This is a genomic window from Xanthocytophaga flava (genome assembly GCF_030068545.1).
GTDB lineage: Bacteria > Bacteroidota > Bacteroidia > Cytophagales > 172606-1 > Xanthocytophaga > Xanthocytophaga flava.
This window is the reverse complement of sequence record NZ_JASJOR010000002.1, coordinates 336,108-349,447: the sequence shown is the minus strand read 5'-3', so window position 1 is coordinate 349,447 and position 13,340 is coordinate 336,108. Positions and strand designations below refer to the sequence as shown.

Below are 13,340 nucleotides of genomic sequence, written 5' to 3'. Positions count from 1 at the left end.
CGAAGGATATACATTGTCAGAGATACTTTTATCCATAAAACTCTGCATAAAGGAAGAAGTTACCAGCTATCAATCGCTGAAAAAAGAAAAACTATCGGTGAATACAGAAAAAGGATAGGCAGAAGTTACAGGATATTCATTCGCTTCGTAAGCACCTTGCGATACGCATCTGCAATAGGAATAAACTTATGTGCTACTACCGCACCTCCATCTTCCAGTGTATCTATTTTGCTGACAGCTACAATATAGGATCGGTGAATACGAATAAACTTTCCGGCAGGCAACCGCTCTTCTACAGACTTCAGCGTTGTATGGATCGCATAAAATTTCTGAGGAGTGTGTAGTTTTACATAGTCACCCATGGCTTCTGCATACAAAATATCATCTACCTTTAACCGACGCACAATGTGTGCATCCCGTATAAATATAAATTCATCATCTGACCACTTTACCTCTTCCCGGTTGCTTTCCAGAATTTCTTTCGCCTTTGCCATTGCCTGTTCAAATCGGGCGGGTACAACGGGCTTGACCAGATAGTCGGCTACATTGAGTTCAAATGCTTCTGCTGCATACTCTTTTTTGGACGTTGTAAAAATAATAACCGGACGGGCATTGCCCAGATTTCGGGTGAGTTCCAGACCACTCATACCGGGCATCTCAATATCCAGAAGCAGCAGATCTACCGGATTGTCCATCATATACGTGTAGGCTTCCATTGCATCACTGCATTCGCCTACAATAGTCATATCATTAACAGCACTTGCCAGACGGCTTAAAATAGATCGGGCTATCTTATTGTCATCAATGATTAAGGCTCTTATCATTTTATACACGAATATGATCTGACTTGTTACGGAATTTAACTGCCAAATATACTAGTTATAGCGAACATCTTCTCAGATTTATGACAGATGGTTGGGCAATATTCCTGTAGTCCATCTCTTTCTATTCTGTATATTTACCGCCCAGTAGCATGCATGTCTATGGAATCCATACAATCCCGTCAGGAATATATAGCCCGTATCAACAAAGTGATAGACTATATCAAAAGTCATTTGGACGAAGAACTATCTGTCGATCATCTGGCAGAGGTTTCCTGTTTTTCCAAATTTCACTTTCATCGTATTTTCCGATCTGTAGTAGGTGAAACTGTGAACCAGTTTGTGAAACGATCCCGAATAGAGCGGGCTGCTTTTTATCTTCGGAATAATCCCGGAAAGTCTGTTTCTGAAGTAGCTACAGACAGTGGATTTATCAATCTGGCTTCCTTTGCCCGTACCTTTCGGGAAACGACAGGAGCCAGTGCAACAGAGTGGAAACAAAAGCTAATTTTTGAGAATAGCAAGAATTGCAAAACGGATCGCACTGGCGGCAAAGTCATTCATTTTTACCCTACCTACCTTGCTTCCTCTAGTATAAACCAGGAAGCAAATATGATTCACACACCTAACAAGATTCAGGTAGAGATCAAAGAACTGCCCGCTCTGAATGTAGCGTATGTTCGTTCACTCTCGATCTCTCCACAAGACGGCCTTGCTTTTGAGCAACTGTTTGACAAACTGTTTAAATGGGCTGGTCCCAGAGGCTTCATTTCTTTTCCTCAAACGAAGGCCCTAACAGTCTATCGCAGTAATCCGGAACTCAGTACAGATGGTAACATGCAGGCTGATGTCTGTATTACAGTACCCGAAGGCACAGCCGGAGAAGGAGAAATTGGCATTGCTCAGATTTCAGGTGGCCAGTACGCGGTTATTCATCTGGAAGGCGATATCCGGGAAAGCGGAGAAGCCTGGACATATGTCTACACGGAATGGCTTTCGGACAATGGCTATCAGCCAGACAACCGTAACTTTTACATTAATCATCTGAACAATCCGAAAGAGCATCCACAGCAACTGCATATGGTAGACATGTGCATTCCTGTGAAGCCTTTGTAAGGGTATTTACAAAATAGGAATGGCCTCGGATTTTAGATGTGAGGTCATTCCTATTTGTTAAAAACAAGATTTTGTCCGAAGAACAAGGGCGTAAGAACAATACACCCCTTACGTTTTCTGAAAGGAACTACCTCTCGCTGTTCTCCTGTAAGAATCAGCCCTCTTTCTGTCCTATAAAAACTTACTCTCCCTGATGTCCTTCTGGAAGAATCTTTTGGCAAATAGTGCCCTCTCTGTTTTGTGAGAGAAAAATACTTCCCAGTCGGAAATGTTACCGGTCTTGTCACACGTGTCCCGACAAGGGTGGGAAGATCCTTACAGGAGGGTAGCAAGAAAAAATAGAGAGAGGATGGAGTGGAGTGATTGCCTATTATTGTTGAATAGAATTCTAGTCACTTTCTCCAGTGACCGGAATTCTGGTCATATTGAAGAAATATCCGAAATATGGTCAGCATAGGTGACTGACCGGAAGTATGGTCAAAATGGTAATCGATGACTGAGTGAACAGAAAAATGTTCAGCAAGGCAAGTGAACAGAACTCGAATCAATTTTACTTTTGACTGGTATTCTGTTTACTTTTTGTTTTGACCATACTTCCTGTCGCTTTTGGGTTTGACTGGAACTATGGTCAGATTGAAGAAATATCCGAATACCAGTCGCTTTTCAGAAATATCCGAACTCTGTTCACTTTTATCTTTGACTGGTATTCGAATAGTTGCCTGAAGTCAATTCGAGACTCTACTTCGTTGAGTTATCGTGATTGCTGCTAAATGAATCCCGATACATTTTCCAACCTTTGGAAGTCTTCTTCCAGAGTACCAGAAATTTGCCATCATCCATCAACGCATTGTTAGCGTTATACGATTGCCATAAACCTTCTTCCGTTACATACTCATTACCCATGCCATAAATTTTGGTAGTGATAAACTTACCATTGCGAAGTTTTAGCTGATGGTAGGCTATCCGAAAAAAATCGAGTGCACCTTGGGCTCCACACAGAGGTTGAGAGTTAGGCGCAAGGATGCAGCATTCATCAGCATATCGTTCAATGAAGATGGACGAATCTCCTTTGACGAAAGCTTGAAAATAGACTGCATTGCTTTCTGCTATAGCCTTTCTGGCTTCTTCAAGCTTGGTCTGTGTTTTAGACTGAGCTGATTGACAGCCATACTGTATACAGGCCAGCCCTAGAAGATATACAATGATAAACCAGGTGTTCTTTTTCATAGGATTATGTTTGTAGTAGTTGTAATCTACGACAAACATAGAAGGAAGAATAGCCCGGAAATTGTATAAATCGGAACGGGGTAGGAGTTTGAATTCTTTATTGCCTCATCACTTTTTTAGAGTAGAGAAAGAATAAATTCATCAGCTTTATTGAACATTTCTAAAAAGCTTTTCTTCTCCAAGGGAAGGAGTTTAGTTACGTTTTCTATGCTAATTACTTCTTCTATTTCTCCTTTTACATCTGTAAGATAAATCCGCATGATATCGCCGTTGCTAAACGCAATAAACGTTCCATAGGAGGAACATGAACGTATTTGATTTATTATTAGCTTCTTTTTCCATATCCTTAAGATCTGTTTGGGATAATTTAACTTTTCGTACCCTTCCTTTTTAAACAATCCCTTTGCATGAGTAATCTCATTAAAACCTTCAATGATGATACTTTCTTGTTTTGGATTGTTATAGAAAACTACTTCCAAGTATCCGTCATACAGCTTTGAGGCTCTGCTATATATAGTTGAAACTTCAAAGTAGAACATAGATGGATTAAAAGAACTTAAATATATAACAAGTAATAGATAATAAAAGGATTAAAGTTTCCAGCGTTTTATACTCTTGCCACCTGCTAATCGGAAGATAATAGGCATAAACCCTGATAGGCGCTCTTTAATTATCACAAAGAGAAGCACCATTAACCTGTGTGCCTGTCGTTATATTTTTTACCTGCTGGCAGATTAGTCCCATTGTCTGAAAATGCAGCATAATATCAGCAGGTTTCACATTGGTCAGCGTCGATTTACCACCTAAGAGCACAGGGGTCTGATGAGCATAAATTTGTTGAGGGGCCAGATGAAGTCCTTGTTGTTTTAGCTCAGAGATTAACTCAGGCGAAAACCATTCGTCTATATGGACTGCTTTCTGAAGATGTAACTGAAAGGTATCATACGAATCGGCTATCAGGTGCATTTGTCCCTGAGCCACATCCAGCCAGAATATGTAGCCTTTTATGTCCTGTAGAAAAGCATCTCCCAGACTGGTAATCATCATTACATGTTTATCCTTGCCAATGAGCCATTGCCAGTTATGAAACAATACACTTGTATCTATGGCTGAAATGTCAATGGTCAGGTCGTCCCAGGATAACTGCATATGTCGGAATGGTATGATTTGCTCCGAAAGTTAATCAAGTCCCAGATCATCCACAAACCGGGTATCCGGTCTGATGCGATGAATAGGTACACCTAGACAGTGGGTGGTGATGCCCATAATGGTTTTCTCTACTTCATAGCGATTGCAGACAACAGGCAACGAGACCAGCTTTGTGTAGTTTAGTGCAAATACATAGTCAATAAAATGTCGGATTGTATAGGGTGTAGACTTTTTATACTCTCCCCACGTAAAACCCATAAACCGGAACTCTGACGGTCTTTCATCTTTATGAACTCTGGGAACTAACCATCCAGTGTCAGCTTCTATTGTATCCCATAGTGTATCCGTTGCCGGAAATACATTGATACTATGTGCTGATGGGAGGAATTTTTCTTTGGGTATCTGAAATGTTTGTTCGAAATAAGTGCGAAACTGATAAAACAATCGTTGTGACTTACAATGAGGAGTTGGAGATACTGCCACCTGACGGAGTATTGCCTCTGTAGCATCTCGGACTGTAACTATATTTTCTGCTTCCAGATCCGGAATCGAGATAGCAAAAGCATTTTCCCATTCTATTAGTAATTCTACACTGTCAAGGCTCATAGGAGTGCCGTTTGGGGATTAGTTATATAGTGTTATATGACTTATTATGTCTTATATCTTTTTCATTTAAAGGGCTAAAGGAAAAATTTCTTTTTCTCACCATTGTTTGTCCCTATCTCTTCCAGTTTCCTTTCAGGAGGACAAAAAAGGTGGTTGTTCAGAATGTTTTACTACCTTGGCTACATGAAAATAAACGGAAAAGAAATATACATTAATATATGCAAAATGCTAATATAACAACGTTTGATCGTCATTGTCTGGATGTATCTGAACTTTCAGAGGATGAAACCAATTTTCTTATGCACTGTGGTTTACAAGATCGTCCTGATTTATTTATTAGCTTTTATGACTCTTGTGCCCAATGGCATTATCGTTTCTTTGAGGAAGAATCCTATATTACTATAGGTGAAAGTGATAGTGGTGCCTATTATTGTATTCAAGTTGAAACCCGCGAAATATGGCGGCTCTCTTATGAAGAGAATCAGGAGATCAAACAATATTTTAATGTTGATCTGATGTGCATGAATTTATCTTTTCAGGCTTTGGATACATTCTATGAATCAATAGCCTTAGATCATAAAAGTGACATAGAGGTATTTATAAATGAACTTTACAAAATAGATCCCAAAGCCCTTGAAGAAGAGCTGAGTTTATGGAGTATTTTTATTTCAGAGTGGAAAATGGAATTCTGGTGATACTATTTGTTATCTAGTAAGTCTCAACTGGCAATCTTGGTTTAAACCAGAAAAACAATTTTAGTAAGAAGACACTTGTTGATATTATCTACTTCTTAGCATTGCCATTATCTCGGCTGAGTTGTTGGATTTAATACTGGCAGATGCTGTATCAGCCGGAACAGCCGTACTATCTGTTGTCGTGCTATCGCTTTGGTTCATATCATTCTCTTTGTTGGCAGAGGACCCACAGGAAGCCATCAGGTAAAGTGTCATACCGACTACACCATAGATGGCTGGTTTTATAACAGAATAGATTTTCATGATGGTATGTATATAGGTGAAAAATCAGATACCCTTACAAATTTTTATATGGTATAAGGTGTTGAGAATCTAGTTATCACAAAAACTGCGCCCGATGATTTGAACGATGTTACGGTTACTTTTTGGTATTGTAACCATAGAGGAATGTATTTTACATTCCAACAAATCCATACACTATGCTCTCTGTAAAACTGTACATAGGCTATTGGCTGATTGCTTTGATACTGATTGCCATTTTACCTGCTCAGGCACAACAACCCAAAACAGATATTTTACTGCTTGGATCAGATCACCTGGCGCAGATCTACAAAAAAGACAATCCCAATACTGATGTTTTGACTCCTTCCAGACAAAAAGAACTGGCTGAAGTGGTTCGCACAATCAATGCTTATCACCCTGACCTGATTCTGGTAGAACGCTTGCCGGAAGAACAGACCGAACTCGACAGCCTGTATACGTTGTATCAGCAAAACAAACTGGATATTGCAGGTATGGACGGTGGGAGAGGTGAGGTATATCAGCTGGCTTTTCCATTAGCCAAAAAAGCCAATCTCAAAAAAATCTATGGTGTCAATGCTCCCGGTGGTACTTCACAGAGTATACTGGATAATGGTGAGCATATCGAACTGTATAAACAGGCTACTACTGAGCTGAGAAAGGTTGTCGGAGAAAAATATACGGCCCTGGGCAACAATAGCCTTTCGCTGAAAGACTATCTGATTTTCCTGAATAAGCCTGAATGCTATAATTTGATTTATCGGCTGCGATATATGGTGCCTGCACGGGTTACAAACGGGAAGTTTAAAAATCCGGATGCAATGGTAGATACCGCTTTTGTAAATCCTAAATATATAGGTGCTGAACTCATCTCTGTATTTAAAAACAGAGATTATAAGATCTATTCCAATATTGTAACTACTCAGATGCAAACCCATGCCAAACGGATTCTGGTGATCATAGGAGTAGCCCATATAGGATCACTGAAAAGCATTTTCCGGGATGATATAGAGTATACTCTGGTAGACGCCGATAAATACCTGAAATAATCGTCTATATTTCTACTCCCAGGTTAGTGTTATTACTCTGGATAGTGAAAAACAAGTCGTTGGTGATAACACGCAACGACGGACAACAAGGATGACTCGCTGTTCTCCTGAAGGGAAAGGAATACTCCACTCCCTTTTTGTCTTTCTGAAAGAACCTATCTCTCCTTCCTGTCCTCCTGAAAGGAACTTGTGACAAGACCGGCGGCTTTTCCTACTGGAGAGTATTATTTCTCTCAGAAAGTAAACACAACTCTATTTGTCAAGAGATCCTTTCAGGAGGACAAAGAGGGAGTGTTTAGGGTATTCTAGCCCCGAAGGCACTTTCAGGGAGTTTCACTGGGTTGGGCTTTTTTGTAGTAGAATACTTCCAAGAACAACACACATCCAAAATCTGCACTAATACATGTATAGTAGTTTACCTTCTACAAAAATCTTCACAAATACAGATACAGACATACGAATTTGTATATTTGTACGTTAGAAAGAAACTGTTGGCCAGAATGTGTTCCTGCATACTGGTCACACAACAAACCTATAGTCTAACTAAGAGCTTAGACGACCATACAACCTCTCCCAAGAATAGTACAGATGCTCTGCGTCAAGATTTACAACAAATAACCATTTAGCAAGTAGTAGTTCTATAAAGCTAGATTGTCTATCTTTTAATTTTACTACCATGCCTGCAATCGTAAATTCGGATAGAACAATCTGTATATTTAATTCTGTGAAGTTTCTGTTAACCTACTTGTAAAGAATGAAAAAAATAGTTGGAGTGAACCTGCTGATGTATGCATGCGTGGGAATTATTCAGATCAGTGGACAGTCGTTGGAGCTAAAAGACACCGTATACCAGGACGAATCTGTAGCTGGTGTCCACTCCAGGATAAGCCTGAATCAGACTTCAGAACTTTTGACGGATCAAGCATATTCTTTATCGGACAACTATTCCTTAAAAAGGACACCTGCCAGTTGGTTTACCACAGCAGAACCAACTCAAAAAACAGAATTTAACTCTCCCTATGTTATTCACCCGGTACGTGAAATAGGCTTTCTTACCAGTTCGGTTGTTCTGAGTGGAATGGCTTTGGTTGCAAAGAATAAGGAAGGGGCTATTACGGCTAATCAGTTGGCTTGTTTGCAGAGAGAATCTATCTGGACTGTTGACAGAGGGGCTACCTATCATTATTCTTCATCGGCTCATAAGGCCAGTAATGTGCTTTTATATTCATCCGTAATGTCACCCTGGCTGTATCTGGCAGGCGAGAAAACGCGTAAAGATTTTGGCAAGATTTCGCTGATGCATGCAGAAACCTTTATGATTTGCTGGGGTATTACCGGACTAACGAAGGCAATGGTATTTCGCCCCCGTCCGTATGTATATAACCCACATGTATCCAATGAAGTAAAGTTGACACAGGCCGGCCGGGAAAGTTTCTTTTCCGGACACGTAGCCATGACAGCGGCTATGTCGTTTTTTACCGCCAGTACCTTTTCGCACTATTATCCAGATTCCAAATGGAAGCCATTGGTATGGTCGTATGCTGTTGTCTGGCCTGCTGCTACTGGCTATTATCGCTATAAGGCCGGAAAACATTTCGTCTCAGATATTGTAATTGGGTATGCTATAGGGGCTGCTACAGGATTGCTGGTGCCAAAACTCCATGAAAAAATAGCAGGCAGGAGAAAGAAGACAATTCCTTCTTCCAACCCTGTATTGTCTAAAGTTGCCTGGCAACATACATCTCAGTAGTTTTATAACATCCTGCATTTCTGTATTTTCATAGGCTGTATAATGAAGCACCACATTTTTGTGGTGCTTTTTTCTTATAGGCATTCTACAGTGTTTTCTCATCTAACTTAATAGCATACTTTATACTATTCTAATTATACTTTTTTCTATAGATATTTGTCTGTTTATTACAGTAAGTATTATGTCTATAATTAATGGATGCCATGTTATTTTCCAGTCAGATGATAGTTTTCTGTTAATTTTGCAGGTTCTTTTATAGGGAAATATTACCTATTATTGAAACTCAATAGTTTGGTAGCATATATTTTTATAAGTAGCATTGCTGTAAATTCTTCGTTATGAAGGATTCATCGGCGCAATTAATTGAAAAGAACCAGACAATGATTTTTAATTACAGCAAAAACACATTTGATTTACTTCGCTTTGGTCTAGCCATGTGTCTAGCTGCTTTTGCCTTGATCGGCTGTAAGGATAAGGATGATGAGAAACCTGTTATTCAGGTGGCATCATTTATCCCTGGTAGTGCTCTCATCGGTGACACTGTGACCATTACAGGAAACAATTTTAGTACAGATAAAGTAAAGAACCTGGTTCTATTCGGTAATTATCCCGCAGAAGTGATCAGTGCAACTACTACTGAGCTAAAAGTAATTGTCCCAACCGAATGTTCTTCCGGTAAAATCAATATTAAGATTGATGGACATGATGCGGTAACTTCTGCGGAAGAATTTATAGTGAACCATTTGTATATAGCAGGAACGGTATTTACTAGGAAAAATACTGGGATTGCCATGTATTGGAAGAATGGAGTAGAAAGTCTTTTGACGGACAGTAGTAGTAATCAAGCCTATTCAGAATCTATTTTTATTGCCAACAATGATATATACGTTGGTGGGTATGAATTTGAAAATGGTGTTCCAGTAGCTAAATACTGGAAGAATGGAACAGAAGTTTCTTTAACAACTGGTAATCGATCTGCAAAGATAAGATCTATCTATGTGGAGAATGGTAATGTATATTGTGCTGGTGATGAACATAATGGTAATAATTCTATTGCAACATACTGGGAAAATAGTAAAGAAGTTCCTTTGGTAAAAGATGGAGACCTTTCTCTGGCAAATTCCATATTTGTTTCAAATGGAGATGTGTATGTGGCAGGATATGAGCGGGATAAAGGGGATTCTTTGGCTGCTAAGTATTGGAAGAATGGTATTGAAGTTGCGTTAACAGATGGTACTAATACTGCTGCTATTAACTCTATTTATGTAGAGAACAGAAATGTGCATGCAGTAGGATATGAAGTGCAAGATTCAGTTCCAGTAGCTAAATACTGGAAAAATGATACAGAAATTATTTTAGAAAGTAGTGCGAATTCTTACGCAACGCATATTATAGTGGTGAATAATGATATATACATAGCTGGGTATGAATATAAAAATGGTGTCATAGTTGCTAAATACTGGAAGAATGGTATAGTTACTTATTTACCTGGCGGGACTAAGAGTACTTATGCTACTTCTATTGGTGTCTTGAATAATAAAGTTTATGTATCCGGTTATGAGGCGGATGTAAGAACGCAGGTTGCAAAATTGTGGGTGAATAGTAAGGACATAACATTAACAAATAGTCCTAAAAATAGTTTTGCGAATTCATTGGTAATTGTACCTTACAGACTTCCTTAACAGTTAATACAAATCTTATCTGCTATAGAAAGTCCTTCATATCTATGAAGGACTTTCTGTTTATACAATATGAGTAATGATATGCCAACACTTAATCTACATTAATCTTTTTTCTTAATCTACCTTATTGGTGTCGCCCTGACTAATGCCGTATCTTTGTATCATCAGAATTGCAAAAGAGATCGCTAATCTGACAGATAAAGAAAATAGATACACAAACCTATATATCGTAGAAAATGAAAACGAAACTTATCCCTGCTGGTGAACGTGGCCTCAAAAAACTGGATTGGCTACAAAGCAATTTCGTATTTAGCTTTTCGAGTTATTATAATCCTGAACGCAGTGGCTTCGGTTTGTTACGGGTTTTTAACGACGACTATGTAACCCCTGGCAATGGATTTGGACTTCATGGACATACCAACATGGAGATTATCTCAGTGATGCTGGCTGGCAAGATGAATCACAAAGACTCAATGGGATATTCGGAAGTAGTGGAAAAAGATTGGGTTCAGATTATGAGTGGAGGCAGCGGACTCCGGCACGAAGAATACAATGTAGGAGAGGAGGAGGTGAACTTCCTGCAGATATGGATTGAGCCCAAGTTGCAAAACATTACGCCCCGTTATCAACGCAGGTATTTTCCGGAAGAAAAACGTAAAGATCAACTTACAACCATTGTTAGCAACGAAGAGGGACAGTCACATTGCTGGATTAATCAGAATGCAAAGCTGTCACTAGGATATTTTGACGCTGACAAAAATATAGACTATACCTTTAACCCACTGAACAAATGTTTGTTTGTGTATTCCATCAGTGGTAACCTGACGATAGGAGATCAGACAATCAATGAAAAAGATTCTTTAGAAATCTGGGATACAAATAGTATCACTATCCAAACCAACACAGAAAGTCGCTTCCTGATTATTGAAGTACCTGTGAATCACTAAAAACTTTATTATTTCATTCTATTCTATTTATTACCATGGAAACCAACACTGAAAATCGCATATTAGGTATACATCATATTACTGCCATAGCAGGCAATGCACAACGTAACTTCAACTTCTACAAAAATGTACTGGGATTACGGTTTGTGAAAAAAACTGTCAACTTTGACGACCCTTATACCTATCACTTCTATTTTGGAGATGAAGTAGGAACACCTGGTACTATTCTTACTTTCTTCCCCTGGGAAGGTATCACTCCCGGAAGAAGAGGAACAGGAATGGCTACGGAAATCGGTTATTCTGTACCTGAAGGAAGTCTGGATTTCTGGTTGAAACGATTTGAGCAGCACAATGTCATTTTTAACAAACCTGCTGAGAAATTTGGTGAGACCTATCTTCCTTTCCTTGATCCGGATGGTTTGAAACTAGAATTGATTGTTTCCAAAACACCTGATATCCGTAAGCCTTGGGAAACACCAGAGGTGAATGCCAATGTGGCTACCAAAGGGTTTCATAATATTACGCTGACATTGAAAGACATCAAAGGTACAGCTGATGTATTGACAGACATCTTTGGATACAAACTCATAGACCAGCATGTAAATCGGTATCGGTTTGCTACAGATGCTATTCCGAATGCTTCCATTGTGGATCTGGTAGAAGCAGCTGGTGAAAGACCAGGTCAGGTAGCAGGTGGTACAGTACACCATGTGGCCTTCCGGGTTGCCAATGATCAGATTCAACAACAGTTCCGTCAAAAAATTGCTGAAAAAGGTTTTAACGTGACGCAACAAATAGATCGTAATTATTTCTATGCTATCTATTTCCGTGAACCAGGTGGAGTGTTGTTTGAAGTAGCTACAGACAATCCAGGCTTTACTGCTGATGAACCTTTACTGGAGTTAGGTACCAATTTGAAATTGCCTAGTCAATATGAGGCACATAGGGCAGATATCGAAAAACGTCTGGTACAACTGGCAGACTAATGGATGTAATGATTGTGACTGGTAGCTAGTCAGTCGGATTAATTACCAGGTTTGATGGGTGATAGACTGCATACTCTTAGCGGGTATAGCACTCTATCACCCATTTTTATATGATCTGAATGTTAGGGAAAAATGTGTAGGTAAATTTTTCTCATATTGTTCATTTGCAGGCAATTATAGACTATTATAGGATTTTTATGAGAGTGGATTATCTGATACTTATTTAGTAGCCTTGAAAAGGATAGGTATTAAATTGGTTGAAACTATTTTTGCAAATAAAACTACTTTTATTGGTGTAACTTTTTGATGTTTTTTTGATTGGCCTTCTTTCGCCTAGGTTGGGTTGTTTTTAATTCAATGTTAAGAAAATATTTAGTGTGCTTAATATTGGATAAGAAAAAACTGACTTATAAAAAGGTAATTTTTAGAGTTATAGGGTTGGTAATTAGATTATTGAAGGGTGATGTAGTTTGTGTGGAGAGTGTTAGTGCTGAGGATGTAATTGTGTTTTTCTGGTTTGATTGAAAAATTCCAGGTCTCTTTTTATGCCTTGACACGAATATTATTCATTTAGTAGTATAAAGATCTATTAAATCAATTGTACTATTCTTATTTGATGTTAAAATCCGTAACATTAACTTAACATTAGCGGAATATTAACTAGAATTAACATTTTATTAATACTAAAAATGCTGCTTTTCATTCCCCTTTCAAATAGATTTACATAAAGCCGCAAATTTAGAATGTAGTGTAACCTTAAATATTTGTGCGCGTATAAGCCAATAGTCACTAATAAATAAGTTACAACTGGAATAGGTAAACATGCTTTTATAAGCGACTTTACCCTAGCATTCTAAGTATTTTTAAGTGCATATTTTTGATTCCGGGTGACTGCATCTTTCAGGTGCTTTCAGCAATCTAAGTCTGGTAAGGTACCGGTGTTAGTTCTGGAATATGTTGAGCCGTTTCAAAGGCCTGAACTTTCTTCAGGCAGGCTGGGTTTGTTGTTCTG

12 protein-coding genes and 1 pseudogene are annotated in these 13,340 nt (G+C 38.8%); 7 read left to right on the top strand and 6 right to left on the bottom strand.

Features of this window, described 5'->3' with window-relative positions; all coding sequences use genetic code 11:
* Positions 1-125: 125 nt before the first annotated feature.
* Complete coding sequence (locus QNI15_RS04205; protein WP_314004325.1) at positions 126-824, bottom strand: LytR/AlgR family response regulator transcription factor; 699 nt, start codon at positions 822-824, stop codon at positions 126-128.
* A 159-nt stretch (positions 825-983) separates the two neighbouring features.
* On the opposite strand from QNI15_RS04205, the gene QNI15_RS04200 reads away from it, so the two are divergent.
* Positions 984-1,937: an AraC family transcriptional regulator gene (locus QNI15_RS04200; protein ID WP_314004323.1), complete on the top strand. Its 954-nt coding sequence runs from the start codon at positions 984-986 to the stop codon at positions 1,935-1,937.
* 738 nt (positions 1,938-2,675) lie between these two features.
* On the opposite strand, the gene QNI15_RS04195 is transcribed toward QNI15_RS04200, so the two are convergent.
* The 4 genes and pseudogenes from QNI15_RS04195 to QNI15_RS04180 all read right to left on the bottom strand — a co-directional run.
* A complete protein-coding gene (locus QNI15_RS04195; protein WP_314030692.1) occupies positions 2,676-3,164 on the bottom strand; it encodes a YybH family protein in 489 nt (162 codons plus the stop codon).
* A gap of 116 nt (positions 3,165-3,280) precedes the next feature.
* On the bottom strand, positions 3,281-3,703 hold the full coding sequence (locus tag QNI15_RS04190) for a hypothetical protein (RefSeq protein WP_314004319.1): 423 nt from the start codon (positions 3,701-3,703) through the stop codon (positions 3,281-3,283).
* A gap of 127 nt (positions 3,704-3,830) precedes the next feature.
* Positions 3,831-4,313, bottom strand: coding sequence for a T6SS immunity protein Tdi1 domain-containing protein (locus QNI15_RS04185; RefSeq protein ID WP_314030691.1), 483 nt, complete (start codon positions 4,311-4,313; stop codon positions 3,831-3,833).
* 504 nt (positions 4,314-4,817) lie between these two features.
* Positions 4,818-4,916, bottom strand: a pseudogene (locus QNI15_RS04180) (acyl carrier protein); the annotation flags it as partial.
* Positions 4,917-5,137: 221 nt separating this feature from the next.
* Between QNI15_RS04180 and QNI15_RS04175 the strand changes: the two are divergent.
* Complete coding sequence (locus QNI15_RS04175) at positions 5,138-5,614, top strand: hypothetical protein (protein ID WP_314030689.1); 477 nt, start codon at positions 5,138-5,140, stop codon at positions 5,612-5,614.
* A gap of 84 nt (positions 5,615-5,698) precedes the next feature.
* Here the strand turns inward: QNI15_RS04175 and QNI15_RS04170 are convergent, their stop codons facing one another.
* Positions 5,699-5,917 carry a hypothetical protein gene (locus QNI15_RS04170; RefSeq protein WP_314030687.1) on the bottom strand — a complete coding sequence of 73 codons (219 nt, stop codon included), beginning with the start codon at positions 5,915-5,917 and terminating at the stop codon, positions 5,699-5,701.
* 176 nt (positions 5,918-6,093) lie between these two features.
* On the opposite strand from QNI15_RS04170, the gene QNI15_RS04165 reads away from it, so the two are divergent.
* The 5 genes from QNI15_RS04165 to QNI15_RS04145 all read left to right on the top strand — a co-directional run bounded on the left by QNI15_RS04165 (position 6,094) and on the right by QNI15_RS04145 (position 12,328).
* Positions 6,094-6,963, top strand: coding sequence for a DUF5694 domain-containing protein (locus QNI15_RS04165; protein ID WP_314030686.1), 870 nt, complete (start codon positions 6,094-6,096; stop codon positions 6,961-6,963).
* Between the two features lie 754 nt (positions 6,964-7,717).
* On the top strand, positions 7,718-8,713 hold the full coding sequence (locus tag QNI15_RS04160) for a phosphatase PAP2 family protein (protein ID WP_314030684.1): 996 nt from the start codon (positions 7,718-7,720) through the stop codon (positions 8,711-8,713).
* Between the two features lie 338 nt (positions 8,714-9,051).
* A complete protein-coding gene (locus tag QNI15_RS04155) occupies positions 9,052-10,395 on the top strand; it encodes an IPT/TIG domain-containing protein (protein ID WP_314030682.1) in 1,344 nt (447 codons plus the stop codon).
* Positions 10,396-10,631: 236 nt separating this feature from the next.
* Positions 10,632-11,342 carry a pirin family protein gene (locus tag QNI15_RS04150; RefSeq protein WP_314030680.1) on the top strand — a complete coding sequence of 237 codons (711 nt, stop codon included), beginning with the start codon at positions 10,632-10,634 and terminating at the stop codon, positions 11,340-11,342.
* A gap of 35 nt (positions 11,343-11,377) precedes the next feature.
* A complete protein-coding gene (locus tag QNI15_RS04145) occupies positions 11,378-12,328 on the top strand; it encodes a ring-cleaving dioxygenase (protein WP_313986920.1) in 951 nt (316 codons plus the stop codon).
* The last annotated feature ends 1,012 nt before the right edge of the window (positions 12,329-13,340 follow it).